19 protein-coding genes are annotated in these 21866 nt (G+C 66.2%); 9 read left to right on the forward strand and 10 right to left on the reverse strand.

Annotation, left to right across the window (positions count from 1 at the left end; genetic code table 11):
• Positions 1-66 precede the first annotated feature (66 nt).
• Positions 67-1167 carry a ferritin-like domain-containing protein gene (locus tag AC1DTF_RS17725; protein WP_057167972.1) on the reverse strand — a complete coding sequence of 367 codons (1101 nt, stop codon included), beginning with the start codon at positions 1165-1167 and terminating at the stop codon, positions 67-69.
• Positions 1168-1317: 150 nt separating this feature from the next.
• Positions 1318-3189, reverse strand: coding sequence for a cellulase family glycosylhydrolase (locus tag AC1DTF_RS17730; RefSeq protein ID WP_477475015.1), 1872 nt, complete (start codon positions 3187-3189; stop codon positions 1318-1320).
• On the opposite strand from AC1DTF_RS17730, the gene AC1DTF_RS17735 reads away from it, so the two are divergent.
• Entirely contained in the window at positions 3095-3340 is a 246-nt protein-coding gene (locus AC1DTF_RS17735; protein ID WP_477475018.1) for a hypothetical protein, read from the forward strand. The two genes, AC1DTF_RS17730 and AC1DTF_RS17735, sit on opposite strands and share 95 nt — an antisense overlap.
• A 436-nt stretch (positions 3341-3776) precedes the next feature.
• Here AC1DTF_RS17735 and AC1DTF_RS17740 read toward each other — a convergent pair whose 3' ends face one another.
• From AC1DTF_RS17740 to uvrB, 3 genes are read right to left on the reverse strand one after another with little or no spacing between them, the layout of a single operon-like run.
• Complete coding sequence (locus AC1DTF_RS17740) at positions 3777-4529, reverse strand: DUF899 domain-containing protein (protein WP_477475001.1); 753 nt, start codon at positions 4527-4529, stop codon at positions 3777-3779.
• 60 nt (positions 4530-4589) lie between these two features.
• On the reverse strand, positions 4590-5990 hold the full coding sequence (locus AC1DTF_RS17745; RefSeq protein WP_477475002.1) for an MFS transporter: 1401 nt from the start codon (positions 5988-5990) through the stop codon (positions 4590-4592).
• Between the two features lie 41 nt (positions 5991-6031).
• Positions 6032-8206, reverse strand: coding sequence for an excinuclease ABC subunit UvrB (uvrB, locus tag AC1DTF_RS17750; protein ID WP_057168024.1), 2175 nt, complete (start codon positions 8204-8206; stop codon positions 6032-6034).
• A 72-nt stretch (positions 8207-8278) separates the two neighbouring features.
• Between uvrB and AC1DTF_RS17755 the strand changes: the two genes are divergently transcribed.
• The 3 genes from AC1DTF_RS17755 to AC1DTF_RS17765 are packed head-to-tail and all read left to right on the forward strand — an operon-like array spanning position 8279 to position 9642.
• Entirely contained in the window at positions 8279-8572 is a 294-nt protein-coding gene (locus AC1DTF_RS17755) for a hypothetical protein (protein WP_477475003.1), read from the forward strand.
• A 1-nt stretch (position 8573) separates the two neighbouring features.
• Positions 8574-9077 carry a ribonuclease FAU-1 family protein gene (locus tag AC1DTF_RS17760; protein ID WP_082614212.1) on the forward strand — a complete coding sequence of 168 codons (504 nt, stop codon included), beginning with the start codon at positions 8574-8576 and terminating at the stop codon, positions 9075-9077.
• 10 nt (positions 9078-9087) lie between these two features.
• On the forward strand, positions 9088-9642 hold the full coding sequence (locus AC1DTF_RS17765; protein WP_477475004.1) for a hypothetical protein: 555 nt from the start codon (positions 9088-9090) through the stop codon (positions 9640-9642).
• Positions 9643-9652: 10 nt separating this feature from the next.
• Here the strand turns inward: AC1DTF_RS17765 and coaE are convergent, their stop codons facing one another.
• Positions 9653-10825 carry a dephospho-CoA kinase gene (gene coaE / locus AC1DTF_RS17770; RefSeq protein WP_477475005.1) on the reverse strand — a complete coding sequence of 391 codons (1173 nt, stop codon included), beginning with the start codon at positions 10823-10825 and terminating at the stop codon, positions 9653-9655.
• Between the two features lie 89 nt (positions 10826-10914).
• Positions 10915-12360 (reverse strand): 30S ribosomal protein S1, encoded by a 1446-nt coding sequence (gene rpsA / locus AC1DTF_RS17775; RefSeq protein WP_477475006.1) that lies wholly within the window; start codon positions 12358-12360, stop codon positions 10915-10917.
• Between the two features lie 219 nt (positions 12361-12579).
• Between rpsA and AC1DTF_RS17780 the strand changes: the two genes are divergently transcribed.
• Positions 12580-13731: a PrsW family intramembrane metalloprotease gene (locus AC1DTF_RS17780; protein WP_477475016.1), complete on the forward strand. Its 1152-nt coding sequence runs from the start codon at positions 12580-12582 to the stop codon at positions 13729-13731.
• Between the two features lie 52 nt (positions 13732-13783).
• On the opposite strand, the gene AC1DTF_RS17785 is transcribed toward AC1DTF_RS17780, so the two are convergent.
• Together AC1DTF_RS17785 and polA are read right to left on the reverse strand one after the other, a co-directional pair.
• Positions 13784-15001, reverse strand: coding sequence for a threonine/serine exporter family protein (locus AC1DTF_RS17785; protein WP_057167963.1), 1218 nt, complete (start codon positions 14999-15001; stop codon positions 13784-13786).
• Positions 15002-15032: 31 nt separating this feature from the next.
• Entirely contained in the window at positions 15033-17693 is a 2661-nt protein-coding gene (polA, locus tag AC1DTF_RS17790; RefSeq protein ID WP_477475017.1) for a DNA polymerase I, read from the reverse strand.
• Between the two features lie 241 nt (positions 17694-17934).
• Here polA and AC1DTF_RS17795 point away from each other — a divergent pair, with 241 nt between their 5' ends.
• Positions 17935-18720: an Ig-like domain-containing protein gene (locus AC1DTF_RS17795; RefSeq protein WP_477475007.1), complete on the forward strand. Its 786-nt coding sequence runs from the start codon at positions 17935-17937 to the stop codon at positions 18718-18720.
• On the opposite strand, the gene AC1DTF_RS17800 is transcribed toward AC1DTF_RS17795, so the two are convergent.
• Positions 18687-19592, reverse strand: coding sequence for a LysR substrate-binding domain-containing protein (locus tag AC1DTF_RS17800; RefSeq protein ID WP_477475008.1), 906 nt, complete (start codon positions 19590-19592; stop codon positions 18687-18689). The genes AC1DTF_RS17795 and AC1DTF_RS17800 overlap by 34 nt on opposite strands.
• A gap of 70 nt (positions 19593-19662) precedes the next feature.
• Here AC1DTF_RS17800 and AC1DTF_RS17805 point away from each other — a divergent pair, with 70 nt between their 5' ends.
• From AC1DTF_RS17805 to AC1DTF_RS17815, 3 genes are all read left to right on the forward strand, one after another.
• Positions 19663-20802: an FAD-dependent monooxygenase gene (locus AC1DTF_RS17805; protein WP_477475009.1), complete on the forward strand. Its 1140-nt coding sequence runs from the start codon at positions 19663-19665 to the stop codon at positions 20800-20802.
• Complete coding sequence (locus tag AC1DTF_RS17810) at positions 20802-21473, forward strand: alpha/beta fold hydrolase (protein WP_477475010.1); 672 nt, start codon at positions 20802-20804, stop codon at positions 21471-21473. Before AC1DTF_RS17805 ends, AC1DTF_RS17810 begins: the two co-directional genes overlap by 1 nt.
• Positions 21474-21538: 65 nt before the next feature.
• Positions 21539-21866 (forward strand): Zn-ribbon domain-containing OB-fold protein (locus AC1DTF_RS17815; protein ID WP_477475011.1); only part of this gene is annotated, 328 nt, incomplete at its 3' end.

Raw genomic sequence — 21866 nt, forward strand, 5'->3', positions numbered from 1 at the left:
AATCTGCCACCGGCGTACCTGCGGGTACAGCCTTGCAATCGCGCTGATTGCTATTCGTCGAACTGCTCAGTTCGCGCCCGCCGCGATCGCCTGGTTCACCTCATCGACCCGGACCGCCATCTCGGCATGCGCCTTCTCCAACGCGTCGGCCTGATCCTCGTCGGCCTTCATCAGTGCATCGATGTCGAAGGTGGCCATGTCGAGCACCCCCATGTCCGCGAATGCCTTCTGCACCTTGTCGCCCCAGAGACCGATGTCCTTCACGATCGGCACGATTCGGCTGAACAGGTGCGAGCGGAACTGGATCATCAGCGGCGAATGCTCGACCCATTCGGAACATTCCTTGACATCGAGTCCCAGCGTTTCGAACACCTCCTCGCCGCGGAACCTATCGCGCATCAGATAGCACGCCTGCACCACGAACTCCTCGCGCTCCTCACGTTCGGCGGTGGTGAGCGCGGCGTAGTAGTCCTTCAGCGAGATTCGGCCGAAGGCCACGTGCCGGGCTTCGTCCTGCATGACATAGGCCAGTAACTGTTTGGCCAGCGACGACGGCGGCGTCAGATCACGCAGCACCCCGAAAGCGGCCAGCGCGAGCCCTTCGATGAGGACCTGCATGCCCAGATACGGCATGTCCCAACGGGAGTCGCGCAGAGTGTCCCCGAGCAGTGCGGTCAGGTTGGTATTGACCGGATAGACCATTCCGACCTTGTCCTGCAGGAACTTTGCGAACGTTTCGACATGGCGGGCCTCGTCCATGGTCTGGGTGGCCGCGTAGAACTTGGCGTCCATGTCCGGCACCACCTCGACGATCTTGGCCGCGCACACCATGGCCCCCTGCTCGCCGTGCAGGAACTGCGAGAATTGCCAGGACTGGGAGTGCCTGCGGAACTCGGCGCGGCGGGCGTCATCGGCGGCGTCCCACATCGGGCTGCCGAACAGCGGGTGGAACTCATCGGGCAGCCCGATCGGGTTCAGCGGATCGACGTCCTGACTCCAGTCGATCCGCGACTGGGCATCCCACTGCTTCTCCTTGCCCTTCTGATACAGGGAAAGCAGCCGGGCACGTCCGTCGTCGTACTCCCACGTGAAGCGTGCATCGCCGACGCTGGGCACCTGCCACGAGAACGGCTCAGGGATGTGGGTGTATTTATCTCGGGTCGACATCTGCCACGCCMTCCTGACGCCACGCGATCGTGATGTGTATCACAGTGCGCTCGGGAGGTCCGGTCGTCAAGCCTGACGCGACCGTCGGCCCGGTGGGGTGGTCTCGGCAGCTGCCGAGACCCCCACCAGTGCTGATATCGGCGTGGGGCGTCAGCCCGACGCGCCGGCGCGTCCACGCGACGCCGTCGGCGCCTGCGCGCCGCTGCGTGCCTCCCGCTGCTTGGGCGCACCGCTGCTCACACCGGTCTTCGGCGCCGTACGGCCCACCTTCAGGCCGGCGCCCTTCCACTCGCCATCCGCGGACTTCGATGCAGAATCATCGCTCAGCTTCGGCGCCGACCCCTCGAAGGCCCCGGCTGAGTCCACGGACGTGTCCGTCCCTGCATCGGTGGTGATCGGTTCGGTGACGGCGGGGGTCTCGGCCACCGGTTCCTGAACCACCGGTTCTTCCGTGACGGGCTCCTCGACGACGGGCTCCTCGGCGACGGGCTCCTCGGCGACGGGCTCTTCCGTCACCGGCACCTCGGTGACAGGCTCCTCCGTGACGGGCTCCTCGGCGACGACCTCCTCGGCCAGCGGCACCTCGGTTTCGGCGACGGGCACCTCCTCGGTCACCACCTGTTCGACAGCGACAACGTCCTCGGCGACCGCGACCTCTTCCACCGCCGCCTCGGCAGCAGGAGTTTCGGAGTCCGCCTGGGCCTGTTCAAGATCATCAGCGGTCACCACATTCCCGTCGGTGGTTGCCGACGCGGACCGCAGCGAAGCACCCACCAGACCGGCGGGCGCGGCCGATCCACCCACGAGCCCGGACAGCCCGTTCAAGATCGATGTGATCAGGTTCGATACCGCCGATACGACCCCAGCAACCAGATTCGGCACAAAACTCAGCACCTGTGTGATGACCTGTTGCAGGAACTGAACCAGCCCCGCCAGCGGGTTGGACGGGTTCGTCGGTGAGCAACCGTCGAGGCAGTCGATCAGCTTCTTGAATTCCTCGAATGCCTGTGCACTGCCTTTGAAATTCCCATCCGCATCGAATATGCCGAAGAATCGATCGTCACCGATTGCATTCAAATCGTCTTTGATGGAGTAAAGGAAAATGGGTCCGGCACCGGAGAACGATTGCCATGCGTTGATCAGATCGGTCAGGAACGCGCGCTGCGTCTCGGCCGGCACGACACTCGTGGGCAGCCCGTACTCGGTGATCCAGATCTTGAGTTGTTCCTCACCCGGGGCGAGGTGCTGATCCATCAGCTCGCGGATCTTCGTGACCTGGAACAGCGGCATCAATTCGCGCCAGTCGAGGTCGTCCTGCTCAGAGAAGGGCGTCGCGAAGTTGTACGGATGGAATGACAGCGCATCGAAGAACCCGTCGGCGCCTGCGTCATACATCGCCTGCACGAAATCGACCGGGTTCATTGTGATGTCGCCCCAGGTGAGGCCGGCGCCCACCACACCGCCGATGACCGTGATGTTCGGGTCGACCAGTTTCAGTGCGGTGTAGGTCGCCTTCAGCAGATTGGTGTAGGCCACCGGATCAACGGGATTGAAGAAGAACGATGCGTTCGGCTCGTTCCACACTTCATAAGAGGTGATTGCGCTGCCGTACCGCTGTGCGACGGCCGTGGCGAAATCGGCGTAGTCCTGCACATTGTCGGGATGACCGACTCCCGTGTCGCCCGACGTGGCCCAGTCCGGCGACCACTGGAGAACTCCGAGAATGCCCAATCCCCGGCTCTCGACTTCCTGGACGATCTGGTCGAGTTTCGCCCAGTCCAGATCCTGTTGCCAATCGACCGGACCGCCCAGCGGGTCCTGGGTCTGGATGAACATCCACGGGACCAGGAGTCGGACATTGCCCACGCCGAGCGACTCGATCAGGTCGAGGCGGTGCTTGACCTCGTCGAGACTGTCGGTGAAATAGATGTTCGAGTCGGCGATGCCGATCGTGGTGGGAGATTCGTCGATCGCTGCCACGTTCATCACGTCGTACGAGACGACGTGTTTCACCTCAGGCATCACGAAATGGCTACCGGTGGCCGCGACCAGCGCTGCGGCGGTCACACCGATTACCGCCCTGTTCGCGATACCCCGCACCGACAGTGGGACGCATCTCCACATATTGATCACCCAATTCTCGCGCTGTGACACCGGACAATGTCAGGGCTGACACTGCTAGGAAATTAGCGCTTGCGGCGGATATTTGCGTAACTTACCTGCCGGTAAGATAACCATTCTCAGAATGGTCGCGCAAATCGAATTCGAGGCAAACAATTTACCGACCCGTAATATCGGAAAATGCTCCCGGAATTGCAGTTGTAGCAAACACGTGAAGGCAGGGCGAGCGCGCGCCGGCGACTTCCCCGCCAGCCCCTGCCACCGCAACAGTCCAGCTAGCGCTCATTGCTCTCGTGCGCAACACCGGTTGACCCGAATCCCAGCAGCCCAGGCCAGCTCATTGCTTTGACCCTCCAGCAAATTCTGCGCGGGTCCGCCGATCAACGGACAGCCGTCTCGCTATCCGCGGCAGACAACAGGTGTCAACTGAGAGGTTCGACGACCTCCACGAGGCGTCGTCCTGAAATGTGGGAAAGTTCGCTGGGCCGCTACTGGTGCGGCATCCCCGCGGCGATCCCGCCCTGCGGCCACCCCGACGGCGAGTCCTCCCACGGCTCCTGGCGGCCATAGGGCGTCAGGTCCAGGAACGGGTAACCGACCGCCGTGTGGTCGAGACCCCGTGCATAGGTGGAATAGGTGTGAAAGACCTCGTCTCCGCGGCGCAGGAACACGCTCGCGCCGGGCCAGTCACCGCGTAGGTCGAACTCGGTCCAGCCGTCCCGGCGCAATTCGTCGTGCGATTTGTAGTTGTACTGCACCTCAGCACGTTCCGGATCCAGCGTGACGTGGAAGTCATAGCTGAAATCACCATCACAGGTCGAGTACCACGGAAATGTCCAACCGTGCGCATCCCGGTAACGCACGATGCTGGCGTATGGGGCGCGCGAAATACACACGAAGGTGACGTCTTTCGCGTTCAGCAGAGTCCGGTCGGATGCGGTGAAGGTCAGATCGGCGGCAGCGGTGCAGCTGGGGCACCCCTGGTCGATCTCATCGAGCCACATGAAGTGATGGACGTAGAGCTGCCGACGGCCCTCGAAGAGATCGATGAGCCGGGCCGGGCCGCCCGCGCCCTCGAAGACGTAGTCCTTGTCCACCCTGACCATCGGAAGTCGCCGGCGCTCTGCGTTGACGGCGTCACGCAGATGGGTGGCCGCCCGTTCGGCGGCCAGTAACTCCAGGCGCGCCTGCAACCAGTGCTCTCGGGATACGACGTCGGGATATCCGGCGCTCGGCGACATTGATGCTCCTCAGGGAAGTCGTAGGGACCCTGATGTGCAGACCGCGGGTGGCCCCCAGACTCATCGCGGGCTTCGACCGCCCGCACGCCACGAGGCGATGACGCCGATCACCGCCAGTGCCGCGAAACCGGAGAAAAGCCAGCGTGCGGCCGCGGCATCGCCGGCTGCCTGGTTGACGATGACGCCGGCCACGCCGGCTCCGAACGCCCCACAGATCAACTGAACCGTGTTGATCGCGGCGGCCGCCACCGGTCCCTCAGCCGGATCGTCGACACCGCTCATCGCCCACACCGACAGGTGCGGCCACGCCATCCCGATCCCGATCCCGGTCACCGCCAGCGTGAGCGCCCAGAGCAGTGCCAGCCAGCCCGGCATGCCGTCCCGCACCAGCAGCGCGCCGCCACCCAGCCCGACCGCCATCACCAACGGCGCCGCGAACACGATGCGCACCACCGCGCTGCGCCGGTCCACGGACGCACTGACGATCTCGCTCACCGTCCAGCCGACGGCGAGGGCGACACCGAGAAATCCTGCGGTCAGCGGCGCCAGGTGAGCCAGCCGCTGCCCGAACAGCGGCACGTACATATCGACCATGGTCGCCGCCATCAGCAGGCCGAGCGTCAGATACACCCATTTGAGTGGTCCCGGCCGAAACGCCGTGGGCGGCAGCACGCTCGCCCCGGCGGCGTGGCGACGGTCGACCACCAGGAAGACCACCACCAGGGCCACTGCCGCCGCCAGCAGTGCCCCGGTGAGCACCAGGTCGGACGGGATCGCGGCCACACTGACCAGCAGCGCAGCCGCGCCGAGGAGCGCCAGCGACCACACCGGGATGCGAATGACGCTCGTGCCGACAGTCCCCGAACGTCCGGGCAGCGCCAGCGGCACCAGCACGGTCATCGCCACGGTCAGGATGACCAGCGCCCCGAACGCCCAACGCCACGAGGCGAACTGGGCGAACAGCCCACCGGCGGCGGGTCCCAGCAGGGTGCCCACTCCCCACATCGCCGACACCAGGGCCGACGCCCTGGTCCACACGGCGCGGGGAAGGGCGGTATTGATGACGGCGTAGCCCAGACCGGCGAGCAATCCCCCGGCGGCGCCCTGCACCATGCGGCCCACCAGCAGCAGTTCCATGGTCGGCGCGACCGCGCACAGCACACTGCCCGCGGCGAACACCGTCAGCGCGCCCAGGTACGCCGATCGCGGGCCCACCCGCGCCAGGGTGGCGCTGACGGTGGTCGCAGCGGCCACCGAGGCGACCAGGTAGACCGTCGTCACCCACGCGTAGTAGCGCTGCCCGCCGATCTCGGCGACCGCACTGGGCATCAGGCTGATCGTGAGGAACTCATTGGTGGCGTAGAGCGCGACGCCACCGGCCAGAACCGTCGCGGCGCCAAGGTGTTTGGCTCCCAGGAGCTCACGCCAGCTGCCGCCGGTCAACGCTTGAGTGTCGGTCACACCCTCAACCTAGAAGCTCAACCGCTGTTGAGTTCAAGGACCTATTTCAGGCCGGCGGCATCCATACCGCGCAGTTCCTTCTTCAGATCCTGGATCTCGTCGCGAATACGCGCGGCGAGCTCGAACTGCAGGTCGCGGGCGGCCGTCATCATCTGCTCGGTGAGATCCTTGATCAGGTCCGCCAGTTCAGCGCGTGGCATGTTCGCGGTATCACGTCCCTCGACGATTCCGGCGCTGACCGCGCGGCCCGGCTCACCCTGGGCCCGGCGGCCACGAGACGAGTTGCGTCCCGACCCGCCGACGTCCACGGTGGCGTCGGTGTCATCGGCTTCGCGGTACACCTGATCGAGGATGTCGGCGATCTTCTTGCGCAGCGGCTGTGGATCGACGCCATGCGCTTTGTTGTAGGCGATCTGCTTGGCGCGGCGACGATCGGTCTCGTCGATCGCCTCACGCATCGAGTCGGTGATCTTGTCGGCGTACATGTGAACCTCGCCGGACACATTTCGGGCCGCGCGACCGATGGTCTGGATCAGGCTGCGCGGGGAGCGCAGGAAGCCTTCCTTGTCGGCGTCCAGGATGGCGACCAGCGACACCTCCGGCAGGTCGAGCCCCTCGCGCAGCAGGTTGATGCCGACCAGCACGTCGTACTCGCCCAGGCGCAGCTGCCGGAGCAACTCCACGCGGCGCAGCGTGTCCACCTCCGAGTGCAGGTAGCGCACCCGGATACCCATCTCCAGCAGGTAGTCGGTGAGGTCCTCGGCCATCTTCTTGGTCAGCGTGGTGACCAGCACCCGCTCGTCACGTTCGGTACGCAGCCTGATCTCGCCGATCAGATCGTCGATCTGGCCCTTGGTGGGCTTCACGTGCACCTGGGGATCGACCAGCCCGGTCGGGCGGATCACCTGCTCGACGAACTCGCCGCCGGCCTGGGCCATCTCGTAATTGCCGGGCGTCGCCGACAGGTAGACCGTCTGACCGATCCTGGACGCGAACTCCTCCCAGGTCAGCGGGCGGTTGTCGACGGCCGACGGCAGCCGGAAGCCGAAGTCCACCAGGTTGCGCTTGCGGGACATGTCGCCCTCATACATGCCGCCGATCTGCGGCACCGTGACGTGTGACTCGTCGATGACGAGCAGGAAGTCCTCCGGGAAGTAGTCGATCAGCGTGGCGGGCGCCGTTCCGGCGCCGCGACCGTCGATGTGGCGGGAGTAGTTCTCGATGCCCGAACAGAACCCGACCTGCTTCATCATCTCCAGGTCGTAGTTGGTGCGCATCCGCAGCCGCTGGGCCTCCAGCAGCTTGCCCTGGCCTTCCAGCTCGGCCAGTCGGCCCTCGAGCTCGGCTTCGATGCTGGAGATTGCCGTCGCCATCCGGTCCGGCCCGGCCACGTAGTGGGTGGCCGGGAAGATCCGCACCGAATCCACCTGGCGCACCACATCGCCGGTGAGCGGGTGCAGGTAGTACAGCGCTTCGACCTCGTCGCCGAAGAACTCGATGCGTATGGCCAGTTCCTCGTAGGCAGGGATGATCTCCACGGTGTCGCCGCGCACCCGGAAGGAGCCGCGGGTGAACGAGATGTCGTTGCGGTCGTACTGGACGTCCACCAGCAGGCGCAGCAGCCCGTCGCGGGGCACGTCGTCGCCCACCTTCAGCTCGACCGACCGGTCCAGGTACGACTGCGGGGTGCCCAGGCCGTAGATGCACGACACCGAGGCGACCACCACGACGTCGCGGCGGGACAGCAGACTCGAGGTCGCCGAGTGCCGCAGCCGCTCGACATCGTCGTTGATCGAGCTGTCCTTCTCGATATAGGTGTCGGTCTGCGCGATGTACGCTTCCGGCTGGTAGTAGTCGTAGTAGGACACGAAGTATTCGACGGCGTTGTGCGGCAACATCTCCCGCAGTTCGTTGGCCAGCTGCGCGGCCAGTGTCTTGTTAGGGGCCATCACCAGGGTTGGGCGCTGCAGCTTCTCGATGAGCCAGGCCGTGGTGGCCGACTTACCGGTACCGGTGGCGCCCAGCAGCACGACGTCCCGCTCCCCGGCACGCACCCGGCGTTCCAGGTCGGCGATGGCGGCGGGCTGGTCCCCGGCCGGCTGGTACTCGCTGACCACCTCGAAGTGCCCACCGGCACGCACCACGCCGTCGACGGCATCGGCGGCAGGTCGATACTCCGACTGCGCCAGCACGGGGTGTTCGGTCGCGAAAGCCATGGTCTCCAGATTAAGCGCGTGGTCCGACAAGTTCATTCCCCGCCGGCGCCGCGGGCACGTTACGGTGACGCCGTGCCCGAACCCGCGCGCATCGCATTACGCCTGATGGGGCTGATCCTGCTGGTCGCGGGGCTGGCGTGCGCGGTCCTGCTGGTGTGGCCGGGTCCCGCCGAGATCGCCGCACGAATGGGCGCCACATGTGGCGACGGCGGACTGAGGCCTTCGCATCAATGCAGTTGGTTGGAGGCCGCCGACCTGATGTGGACCGGCTGCTGGGTGAGCATCGTGATCGGCGCCGTGCTGCGATTGATGACGCGGCCGGCCGGCAAGGGGCCGCGGGTGCTCGACCTGCGCAGGCAGCGGTGACATGCACCCACCGAAACGCGAGACATTCGATCTCGGAGCGCGCACCAACACCGACCCCAAGGGCGTCGTGCGCGATGTCGAGGAATTCACCGTGTATCCCTGGGGCCTCTACATGGCCCGGCCGGCACCCGGGCGGGCGCAGTTCCACTATCTGGAGACCTGGCTGCTGCCCACGCTGAACCTGCGGGCCACGGTCTTCCACTTCAACCCGGGCTACGAGCGTGATCAGGACTTCTACCTCGACATCGGGCGCTACACCGCGGGTGCCGAACGCTGGCACTCCGAGGACCACTACCTGGATCTGGTGCTGCGCACCGGCCGCGACGTGGAACTCACCGATGTCGACGAACTGTTCGCCGCGGTCTCGGAGGGTCTGCTGGATGCGGCCAGCGCCGAACGGGCCGTCGCGACGGCCGTTGCCACAGTGGACGGCCTGGCCCGGCACGACTATGACCTTGATCGCTGGCTGACCGTGCATGATGTGGCGCTGACCTGGCGGGCGTAAAGTCGCGATCATGAGTGTCGCCAGGCGCGCAGGGGTGACGGCTGCCGTGGCAGCCGCATTGCTGTTCGCGGCCCAGACGGTCGCCGCACCCGCTTACGCCGAACCCGATGTCGAACCCGCTCAGCCCGAAGTGTCCGAGCAGGCACCCGGCTTGCTGCACAACGTCACCTACCGGGCGCGCGCGGACGGCACCTCACGCGGCGCCATCGTCGCCTACAAGGCCGACGATCACAACGTCAACAGCGAACAGCCGACGATGTTGCCCGGTCAGACATTCGAGGTGAACACGGTGATGTCCGATCCGAATCTGGCCGGGATGGAGCTCTCCATCCAGTGGCCGTACGGTTCGAACCTGCACTGCGAGATCCTGGTCGACGATCAGATCGTCGCGCAGGCCGACCAGTTCATCGCCCCACGGCTGTTCCGCGCCAAGGATGACCCGCTGTACGGAGTGCTGCAATGCGGTGCGCCACTGGACAATCCGGCGAGCGGCCTGCCGGTGCCGGAGACCGGCACGCCCGACTACCCGCCGCAGCCCGCGTCGGAGGCCGTGCCCGCCGCGTGACGGGTCGGCGTCAGGGACGCCAGCCGGTGGTTTCGGCCCATTCCCAGGCGCGGTGATACGCATCGAGGAACCACGGTTCCTTGGCGTCGGCATAATCGGGCGCGCCCAGGGCGGCCCGCTTGACCGCCAGATAGTCTTGCCGCACACCGGGATTGGCTTTCAGCCAGTCCACGCACAACAACGCGAATTGCTGATTCGGCCAGCCGTCGACCCGGATGTGCACGTTGGCCGGTCGACCGGGATCAGCCGAAGCGTGGAACCTCTTGTGCCACACGGCGGTGTCGGCCGAATGGGGGTTGTCCGCGGTGATGGCGGCCACCCGCGGATACCCCGCGGCCAGTAACCCGTCGGCGAGTTCGTCGGCAACCTCCAGCGACGCGACGGTCACCTGGACATCGATGACATCCTTGGCGTCCAATCCGGGCACCGCGGTGGAACCGATGTGGTCGACGCGGACGGCCCGGTGCCCGCAGGTGGTCTGCAGCCGGGCCACGATCCGGCGGGCCTGATCCGGCCAGCTGGGATCGGACGGCACCACGGCCGGGTCGACGTGCACCGGTCGCTCGAGCCGTACGTTGTGTGCGAACGGCAGGATGCGGTCATGCCACAGGCCACGGGCCTGCTCCACCAGCGCGCCGGCGCTGCCCGAGTTGTCCAGCCACACATCGGCGACGGCGCGACGCTGTTCCTCGGTGGCCTGCGCGGCGATACGGGCCCGGGCATCCTGCTCGGTGAAACCGCGATACTCGATGAGCCGCTTGACGCGCAGTTCGGCATCGGCGTTGACGACGATGACCAGCGGGAACATCGGCGCCATCTGCGACTCGACCAGCAGCGGGATGTCCTCGATGATCACTGGACTTTCCTGGTCCATGGCCGCGCGTTCGATCAGTTCGGACCGACGGTGMGCGACCAGGGGATGCACGATGCCGTTCAGCGTCTGGCGCTTCTCGTCGTCGCTGAACGCGACGGCCGCCAGCGCGGGGCGGTTGAGCGCACCGTCTTCCTGCAGGATGTCCCGCCCGAACGCGTCGACGAGTTTGGCCAGGCCTTCGGTACCTGGTTCGACCACCTCGCGGGCGATGACGTCTCCGTCGACGACGATGCCGCCGAGGTCACTGAACGTCGACGACACCTTCGACTTGCCTGCCCCGATTCCTCCGGTCAGTCCGATCCTCAGCATGCCGCTCCCCTAGCAGGTACAAAAAGAACCGCGCAGCACATCCGTGAGGACGTGCTGCGCGGCTTCACTCGGGCGTTTGAGTGTCTTTGTTACGCGTTGCCCRCGAGCTTCTCGCGCAGTGCGGCGAGCTGAGCGTCGCTGGCCAGCGAGCCACCAGCGGACTCACCCTCCGGGCGAGACGAGCTGCTGGAGGTCGACGGACGGGCCGCTTCCTCCGCCTCGGCTGCGGCGAACTTCTCCATCTGCGCGGTGTGCATCTTGTGCCGACGCTCGGCCTCGGCGTACCGGGCCTCCCATTCGGTGCGCTGCTTGTCGAAGCCCTCCAGCCATTCGTTGGTGTCGGCGTCGAAGCCCTCGGGGAAGATGTAGTTCCCCGCGTCGTCGTAGCTGTCGGCCATGCCGTACTTCGAGGGATCGAATTCCTCGGTGTAATCCTCGTTGGCCTGCTTGAGGCTCAGCGAGATGCGGCGGCGCTCCAGGTCGATGTCGATGACCTTGACCATGGCGTCGTCGCCGACCTGGACCACCTGGTCCGGGACCTCGACGTGGCGCTCGGACAGCTCCGAGATGTGCACCAGACCCTCGATGCCCTCTTCGACGCGCACGAACGCACCGAACGGCACCAGCTTGGTGACCTTGCCCGGCACGATCTGGCCGATGGCGTGCGTGCGGGCGAAGTGGCGCCACGGATCTTCCTGAGTCGCCTTGAGCGACAGCGAAACCCGCTCGCGATCCATGTCGACGTCGAGCACCTCGACGGTGACCTCGTCGCCGACGGTGACGACCTCGGACGGGTGGTCGATGTGCTTCCAGGACAGCTCGGAGACGTGCACCAGGCCGTCGACGCCGCCGAGATCGACGAAGGCGCCGAAGTTGACGATCGAGGACACGACACCCTTGCGGATGGCACCCTTGGTGAGCTGGTTGAGGAACTCGCTGCGAACCTCGGACTGGGTCTGCTCCAGCCACGCGCGGCGCGAGAGCACCACGTTGTTGCGGTTCTTGTCGAGCTCGATGATCTTGGCCTCGATCTCCTTGCCGATGTACGGCTGCAGATCGCGGACCCGGCGCATCTCGACCAGCGACGCGGGCAGGAAGCCGCGCAGGCCGATGTCGAGGATCAGGCCGCCCTTGACGACCTCGATGACGGTGCCCTTGACGGCCTCGTCCTTCTCCTTGAGCTCCTCGATGGTGCCCCAGGCGCGCTCGTACTGAGCGCGCTTCTTGGACAGGATCAAGCGGCCTTCTTTGTCCTCCTTGGTGAGAACGAGGGCCTCGACCTCATCGCCCACGGAAACGACCTCATTGGGGTCGACGTCGTGCTTGATGGAGAGTTCGCGCGAAGGAATGACACCTTCGGTCTTGTAGCCGATGTCGAGCAGGACCTCATCGCGGTCCACCTTGACGATGGTCCCTTCGACGATGTCGCCATCGTTGAAGTACTTGATCGTCTTGTCGATGGCGGCGAGGAAATCCTCCGCAGAGCCGATGTCGTTGACGGCAACTTGCGGGGACGTAACGGAGGGACTTGGCATGTGGTGGGTTGCTCCGGACAGTTTTAATCGTAGGGACAGAGTGTGTATTTGTGCTGCACACAGGGCTGTTCAGCATGAGTGCCCCGAAGTGCGGTGTGCCCGCGGGGCCCGGATCGAGACTGGGCACACAGGTACTGCTCAAGGGTACTAGAACGGGTACACGCTGGACAAACCCGGTCCCCGAAGCCCGTCCCTGGTTACCCTCCTCAGGTGTCCGCGATGCCGCCACCTCCGCACCCCCAGCTGCCGACCTGGCCGCCGACCGTCCGCAAGGTCGGGGCGCCCCTGGCGGTGATCATCGGTCTCAGCGTCATTGTCGGCCTGCTGATGATCCTGCTGACCGCGACGAATCCGGTCGGCACCACCATCGGATTCGTGCTCTCCAGCATCGCGATCGCGGTGGTCGTGGCCTGTTATCTGTGGCTGGACCGCTGGGAGCCCGAACCTCCGCGGCTGCTGATCCTGGCCTTCCTGTGGGGCGCGTCCGTCGCGATCATTCTCTCGCTGGCCCTCGAGCTGTGGGCCGACGCGGTCTTCCTGCCCACCCCGGGGCTGCCGGAAGGCTTCGAATCGACCGCGCTGCGGGCCCCGCTGATCGAGGAGGCCGCCAAGGGGCTGTTCCTGCTGATCATGATGACCGGCAGGCGCCGCTATGAACTGAACTCCCTGACCGACTGCCTGGTGTACGCGGGCCTCGTCGGCGCGGGTTTCGCCTGGTTCGAGGACATTCTCTACATCGCCAACGGCGAGGACCTGGCCGCGTCCCTGTTCACCGCGGCCCTGCGCCTGATCATGGCGCCCTTCGCCCACTCGCTGTTCCTGTCGATGCTCGCGGTCGGGGTCTACTTCGCGCTCAAGCAGCGCCACCTGATCGGCAGGATCGCCTGCATCGTCGCCGGCTATGCCGCTGCGGTCATCATGCACGCATTGTGGAACGGGTCCTCGGTGATCGGTATCGAGGCCTACTTCCTGGTCTACCTGGTGTGGATGATGCCGATCTTCGGGTTGGCGATCTGGCTCGCGGTGCGCAGCCGGCGTCGGGAGCAGCAGGTGGTCGCCGCCAAGCTGCCGACCATGGTGGCCGCGAACCTGATCAGCGCCAACGAGGCGAGCTGGTTGGGCAGCATTCGCAACCGCAAGCTGGCGATCGGCGAAGCGTCCCGGCATGGCGGCAAGGCCGCCGGCAAGAACGTCAAGGCGTTCGCGACCCAGGTGGTCGAGCTGGCCTTCATCCGTGATCGCATCGACCGCGGCTTCGGCGACGACCGGGTGCAGGCGCTACTGACCGAGGAGTCCTACCGGGTGTACGCGGCACGGGAAGCGGCCGCGCCGACCTTGCACTACCTGGCCGGTTACCGGATCCCGAGCTGACCGTCGGCCAGCAGGACCACGGCATCGGCGATCTGGCCCAGATGCTCGGCGGTCACCGGGCGGGCCTCCTTCTGATCACCTGCCAGAGCACCAGGCCTGCCTGCAGCCCGAACGCGACCGAGATCATCGAGATCAAGGTCGCCGGCAACGCCGAATCCCCGTCTGCCCCGAACAATTCGGTGACACCGATCAACCCCATCGATCCCGGGACCAGTAGCCAGAACCCCGGCAGGATCATGGTGATCGCAGGCGGGGCGGTGCGCATGCGCGACGCAGCCAGCGCCACCAGCGTCAGTGCCAACCCGCCACAGAAACCGCTGGCATAGCTGCCCAGCACCAGGTCGCCCAGATACTGCGCCGTGTACGCGGTGAAGGTGATCAGCACCAGCCACGGCAGAAACGACACCGGCGGCGCCAAGAAGAGCATCACTCCGACGGCGTACACCGCAACGCCCAACCAGGGTGCCCACGGCCCGATGCGATTGACCGCCTCCGAGCTGAGCTGATCCTCGCTGAGGCCGAGCAGCTGGGACGCGATCAGAATCCCGAATGCCAACTGGATGATCTGCACGAACCCCGCGATCAGGCGGCTGGTCCCGGCGATCACGTCGCGTGAGGTCAATTCGATGACGGCCAGCGTGATAGCCGCGCCCGGCAGGAAGACGGCCAACGGCGGTATCAGCGCACGCAGCCCGACGTGATCGAGGTCCAGCCTCAATGCCGCCACGATGCAGATCGAGGCGACGGCGAAGGCGCTGATCGCGGGCACCAACTGGGCGAGCGCCGGTACGCGCTGGCTCGCTACCAGGAATCCACCGACCATCGCGCCCAGCAACAGCGCCGCCAGCACGTTCAACAGGGTCGGCTCCAGCACCAGTGACAGTCCGGCACTTTGGATTCCGTAGCCAATGACCGTCACCCAGGCCGGGTAGCGGCGGGCGGCGCCTTGGATGTCATCCAGGCTGCTTTCGCCGTCCTGCGCCGATATCCGCCCGGCCATCGCGGCGGACACCAGCCGCGCAAGCGGGAAGATCTGGTCGAACCGCAGGTCGGCGTCGACGCGGGCGCCGCGCACCACGGTGCCGTCGGCGGTGGCGGGTCCCACCACCTGCACGTGGTTCGGCAGGGCGATGCCGTCGTTCCGGACGCCGTAATGCGCTGCCGTCCGGTCCAGCATCTGCCGCACCAGGGTCACCGGATAGTTGGCCGCGCACATGGCGGCACCCAGCCGAGCCAGAAACCGGATCTGCTGATCGCTGGTTTCGGTCATGAGGTCAGTGCGTCCGGGATCATCCGCGTCGCTAGTGCGCCGCGGCGTCCCAGCTGCGCCCGTACCCGACCGACACCTCCAACGGCACGTCGAGCGGGTAGGCATTGCCCATGTGCTCACGCACCAGCGCCTCGAGGGTGTCACGCTCCCCCTCGGCCACCTCGAACAGCAGTTCGTCGTGCACCTGCAGCAGCATCCGCGATCTCAGGCCGGCAGCCTTGATCGCGTCGTCGACGTTGATCATCGCGACCTTGATGATGTCGGCGGCACTGCCCTGGATGGGGGCATTGAGGGCGGCGCGCTCGGCGGCCTCACGGACGTTACGGTTGCTGCTGTCCAGCTCGGGCAGATAGCGCCGGCGACCGAGAACCGTTGAGGTGTAACCGTCTTTGCGGGCCTGGTCCACGACGTCACGCAGGTAGTCACGGATTCCGCCGAAACGGTCGAAGTACTGCTCCATCTGGTTCTTGGCCTCTTCGGTGCTGATCTTCAGCTGAGCCGACAGACCGTAGGCGCTCAGACCGTAGGCCAGGCCGTAGGACATCGCCTTGACCCGGCGGCGCAGTTCGGCGTTGACCTCGTCGATGGGCACGTCGAACGCCCGCGAGGCCACGAACGAGTGCAGATCCTCACCGGTGTTGAAGGCCTCGATCAGGCCCTCGTCGCGGGACAGGTGCGCCATGATGCGCATCTCGATCTGGCTGTAGTCCGCCGTCATCAGTTCTGCGTAACCCGCGCCGACCACAAATCCGTCGCGGATGCGGCGGCCGGCCTCGGTGCGGATCGGGATGTTCTGCAGGTTGGGCTCGGTCGACGAGAGTCGCCCGGTCGCGGCGATGGTCTGATTGAAGGTGGTGTGGATACGGCCATCGGAGGCCACCGAGTTCAGCAGGCCGTCGACGGTGACCTTCAGGCGAGTGGCATCGCGGTGGGCCAGCATGTGCTGCAGGAACGGGTGCCCGGTCTTGTCGAAAAGACCTTGCAGCGCATCGGCATCGGTGGTGTAGCCGGTCTTGGTCTTCTTGGTCTTCGGCATCTCCAACTCGTCGAAGAGCACCACCTGCAGCTGCTTGGGCGAGCCGAGGTTGATCTGCTTGCCGATGACGCCGTACGCGGCCTCGGCGGCGTCGCGGATCAGATCCCCGAATTCGCTCTGCAGCTCCTGCAGGAACGCCACATCGACCGCGATTCCGGTGCTTTCGAGTTCGGCGAGCACCCGCTGCACCGGAAGTTCCATCCGGCCGAGCAGCGAGGAGGAGTCGATGCGGGCCAGTTCCTCATCCAGCGCGTCTGCGAGGTCCATCACCGCGCCGGCCCGCAGCAGCACCGCCTGTACGGCCTGTTCATCGACACCGTCGTTGTCATCCAGTAGCGAAAGCTGTTGCTGCTCGGGATTGTCCGCTCGCAGTTCACGCTTGAGGTACCGCAGCGACAGGTCGTCGAGGGCGAAGCTGCGCTGCCCCGGCCGCACCAGGTACGCCGCCAGCGCAGTGTCGGAGGTGACGCCGGCCAGCTTCCAGCCGCGGCCCTCCAGATCATGCATGGCCAGCTTGGCCTCGTGCAGCGCCTTGGGCGGGCCGGGATCGGCCAGCCAGGACGCCAGCGCAGCCTCGTCATCGGGGTGCAGGGTGGTGGTGTCGATATAGCGGCCGTCACCGTCGTTGGCGACGATGGCCAGTGCCGTCGCGTCACCGTCGAAGGCCAGGTGGGTACCGACGACCGCGATGCCGAACCGGTTGCCCAGGCTGTGTTCGGACAGCCAGGCCGCGAGTTCACCGGGTTGCAGTGCACCGCCGCGCACCTCGAAACCCTGATCCACCTCGGGGTCGGCCGAGGCGAGGGTGTCGAACAGCCGGTCGCGCAGCACCCGGAACTCGAGGTCGTCGAACAGCCGGTGGATGTGGTCGCGATCCCAGGGCAGCATGCGCAGCGTGTCGGGCGTCTGCGGCAGCGGCACGTTCTTCACCAACTCGGTGAGCTCGCGGTTGAGCACCACCGAGGAAAGGTTGGCGCGCAAGGCATCTCCGACCTTGCCCTTGACGGTGTCGACATTGTCGACCAGCGCCTGCAGCGAGCCGTGCTCGACGATCCACTTGGTGGCGGTCTTCTCCCCCACCCCCGGGATGCCCGGCAGGTTGTCGCTGGGGTCCCCCCGCAGAGCCGCGAAATCCGGGTACTGCTCCGGCGTGAGGCCATACTTGGCCTGCACGGCCTCCGGGGTGAAGCGGGTCAGCTCGCTGACCCCCTTGACGGGATACAGCACGGTCACGTCATCGCTGACCAACTGCAGCGAATCCCGGTCACCGGTCACCACGAGCACGCGGTAGCCGGCATCCTCGGCCTGGGTCGCCAACGTGGCGATGATGTCGTCGGCCTCGAAACCGTCCTCGGCGAGCACGGTGATGCCCAGCGCAACCAGCACCTCTTTGGTGATGTCGATCTGGCCGCGGAACTCGTCCGGCGTCGCGGACCGGCCTTCCTTGTACTCGGGGTACTTCTCCTTGCGGAAGGTCTGCCGCGAGACGTCGAAGGCGGCGGCAATGTGGCTGGGCTGCTCATCGCGCAGCAGGTTGATCAGCATGGCGGTGAAGCCGTACACGGCGTTGGTGGTCAGCCCGCCCTGGGTCTTGAAGTTCTCGGCGGGCAGCGCGTAGAACGCGCGGAAGGCCAGCGAGTTGCCGTCCAGCAGCATCAACGTGGGTTTCTCGTCAGTGCCGGGCTTCTTCTCGGGTGCCGCGGCGGCAGTCTTGGCGGGGCTCACGCACCCAACTCTAGGCACCCACCCCGACAGGTGGGCCACGCTGTCGGCCGATCGTACGGATATCCGCTGCTTCGGTGAGATTTCGCGCGCGGAGCAGCGCAAGCCTGGCTTTCGCATGCTAATTATCACTGGCGACAATTCAGTCGTATGGTCCAGATAAAGGGGAACCTCCATGCCCGGACAGCATCGTGCCAAGACACCTCCGCCCGCGGTGACGGTCTGGCTGGGCACCGGAGCCGTCGCGCTGGGCATCGGCGCCGCGCTGACCACCGGCACCGCGGTGGCCGACGCCGACACCGGCGACGCGGGCGGGACGAAGAGTTCGTCGCAGTCCACGGGTAACGCGGCCGGACCGACCGCCCGACGCACCGCCCCGCGCACCGTGGCCACGGCCCGGACCCACGGCACCTCATCACCGAAGCCGGACACGACCGATCTGACCCCGTCGGCACGAAGCCTGACGGCCGCGCAAGCGAGCACCACCGCCTCCGCGGGCTTCAACCCGTTCGCCGCGCTGGAGAAGGCCTTCCGGAAGTCGTTCATCAACACGGCCCCGACGATCGCCGGGTCATCCGGTCCGATCCGCAACAGCGACGGCAGCTTCACCGGGCAGGTGATCGGGGCCGATGTCGACGACGATCCGTTGACGTATTCGATCGGCACCGCGCCGGCGCGCGGTACCGCCAGCGTCGACGCGGCCGGCAACTACACCTACATTCCCGACGCCGAACTGGCCGCCGGCGGCGGCACGGTCACCTTCTACATCCACGCCACGGAAGCCAACGTCGGCACGCATCTGCACGGGCTCAACGAGTTCACCGCCAAGCTCTTCGACCCGCTGCTCCAGTTGATGAACTATTTGGTGCCGCAGAACAGGTTCCAGTACCCGAAGTACGACGCGTACGGCTACGCCCGCGCCCAGCATTACGTCAGGGTGACGGTCCCGCCGGCCGTCTGACCCGGGAGCCGCGCGGTCGCCCGCTCGCGCAGCAGCCGAGCGGCCGGGCTGGTGATATCCCGCCGCCAGGCCCACACCAGCCGCCCGCGCAGCGCCGGCACCAGACGCAGGACGTGCAGTTTCGGATCGTTGCGTGCCATCGACGTGGGCAGGATCGCGACCCCCAGACCATGCCCGGCCAACTCCGCGAGCTCGCGCGGGCTGGTCGCCTCGAAGGCGATTCGCGGGGTCACACCGATTGCCGCACAGGCGGTATCGAGGCGGGTCCGCAGTCCGGTGCCCACCGGGAGTGAGATCAGCGGATGCGCACACAGCACGTCCAGCGGAAGTGACCGACGACGCGCCAGCGGGTGATCGAGCGCCACGGCTGCCTCGATGGCCTCATCGGTGATCACGTGCACGTCGAGATCAGCCGGTTCTTCGTCCGCGCCGATCGACACGATGGCGATATCAAGCCGGCCGTCGGCGAGCTTGTCCAGCAGGACATCGGAATTGTCTGTGCCCAAGGTGATCTCGACGGACGGGTGGTCGGCGTGGAAATCGGCCATCAATCCGGCCACATCGACCGGGTGCAGAGTCACCGTGCCGATGGCGACCGAACCCCGGACCAGATCAGCGACCTCGTCGACGGCACGTTGTGCGTCCCGAATGGCGGCGAGCGCGGCACGGGCATGAGGCAGAAATGCGGCACCGGCCTGCGTCAACCGCACCTCGCGACTCGATCGCGTCAGCAAGGACTGCCCGACCTGGCGCTCGAGGCGCCGGATCTGCGCACTCACCGCCGGTTGCGCCACCCGCTCCCGCTGCGCCGCCTTGGTGAAACTGCATTCTTCGACGACTGCGACGAAATACTCCAGCTGACGTACCTCCATAAGGGTTGATTATAGATCTCAGACACAGATGATATTGGACTTATTCATGCAGTTCGAACACGGTGGAAGAATGGAGTCATCAACCGTTCTGATCGCCGGCGCAGGTATCGGCGGCCTCACCACAGCGCTCGCGCTACATGCGCGGGGTATTGAGACCACGAACCTGGAACGCACGGCGTCGCTGCGCCCGCTCGGTGTCGGCATCAACCTGCTGCCGCACGCGGTCCGTGAGCTCACCGCCCTGGGACTGGGTACGGCGCTGCGCGATATCGCCGTCGCGCCGGCCACGATCTGCTTCTACACCTCCGGCGGAGAGCTGGTGTTCCGCGAGCCGCGCGGACTGGCGGCCGGGGATGCACATCCGCAACTCTCGGTGCACCGCGGCCGGCTGCAGATGCTGCTGCTGGACACCGTCCTCGACCGCATCGGCGGCCACGCGGTACGTACCGGTGCAGGAGTCGACAGCTTCGACCAGAACGCCGACGGCGTGCAAGTACGTGTCGGCGCAGGCACGTTCACCGGCGCGGCACTGATCGGCGCCGACGGTATCGGCTCCACGGTGCGCGCCACACTGCATCCCGGACCCGATCCACTGATGTGGTCGGGGATCACCATGTACCGCGGGGCCACCCCGATGCCGCCATTCCTGGACGGCCACACCATGGCGATCGTGCAGGATGACGGCGGTGTCGATCTGGTGATCTATCCGATCGGCGATGGCCTGGTGAATTGGGTGCTGCAGGTGCCGACCGGCACCGCGGGCGTGCTCGACGGCGACGCCCGGTGGAATGCGCCGGCCACTGCTCCCGAGATCCGCTCTCACGTCGGGCAGTGGAACCTGGATTGGCTGGATCCGGTCGCGCTGATCGAGCAGACCGGACAGATCTTCTGCTATCCGATGGTGGATCGAGACCCGCTGCCGCACTGGGGAACCGGTCGGGTGACCCTACTCGGCGACGCCGCGCACCCGATGTACCCGGTCGGCGCGAACGGCGGTTCGCAGGCTGTCGTCGATGCCCGGGTACTGGCCGAGGAGTACGCAACCGGCGGAGTGACCGGGCTTCGCCGCTACGAGGACCAGCGCCGGGCCGAGACCGCCGAGGTGGTGGCCGCCAACCGCGACATGCACCGTACGTCTGCCCGCACCGCCGCAGATCTCGACCGTGTCACCACCAAGTACCGCAACGACACCGCAAGGAGCAACCGCTGATGACCACCTACGTCCTGATTCCCGGAATGTGCCACGGCGCTTGGTGCTTCGACGATCTCGCCGCCGCACTGCGCGCCCAGGGGCACCGCGTTCTCGCACTGACACTGACCGGCGTCGCCGAACGGGCCCACCTGTTGCCCRGTGRGGTCAACCTCGACACCCACATCACCGATGTGCTGGCCGCGATCGACGCCGATGCCGCCGGTGACGACCATCTGGTTCTGGTCGGGCACAGCTACGGCGGCATGGTGATCACCGGGGTCGCCGACCGTATCCCACAACGGGTGGACTCGCTGGTCTACCTCGACGCAGTGGTACCCCACGATGGCGAGGCCTGTTGGGATCTGGTGAACGACGAGGAACGCCAGTGGTACGTCGAGGTCGACGACACCGGGTTCGGGGTCCCGCCGATGCCGTTCTTCGACGAGCGCGCCACCGCGCACCCGTTGGCCACCGTGCTGCAACCGTTGCGCGTGCAGGGCGACCTGAGCAGATTCCGTCAGCGCATCTTCGTCTACGCGCTGGACTGGCCCGGTGAGTCGCCGCTGCGGCCGTCTTATGACCGGGTGCGCAACGATCCGGCCTGGGTGACCCACGAACTCGACGGCAAGCACAACCTGATGCGCGACAATCCCGACGACCTGCTGCGCATCCTGCTCGACGCTCACTGACCGCGGCGCGCGGTCAAACTGCAACACGTTTCAGTTTTGCCCTCGAACTGGGTAGTCTGACCCTCGTGCCAGCAGCAACCACAGAGCCCGCGTTCGAAGGGTGGTTCGCCACCGATGACGACGGTGACACCCATCTGATCGGCGGCAAATGCACCGCGTGTGCGACCTATGTGTTCCCGCCGCGGGAGAACAACTGCCCCAACCCGGCCTGTGACAGCGACACCCTGGCGTTGGTCCCGCTGTCGCGGCGCGGCACGGTGTGGAGCTACACCGAAAACCGCTACGCACCACCCCCGCCGTATCCCTCCCCGGACCCCTTCGAACCGTTCGCCGTCGCCGCGGTCGAACTCGAAGAAGAAGGCCTCATCGTGCTCGGCAAGGTCGTCGAAGGCA

The sequence above is a fragment of the Mycobacterium sp. P4_H6 genome (assembly GCF_056400845.1).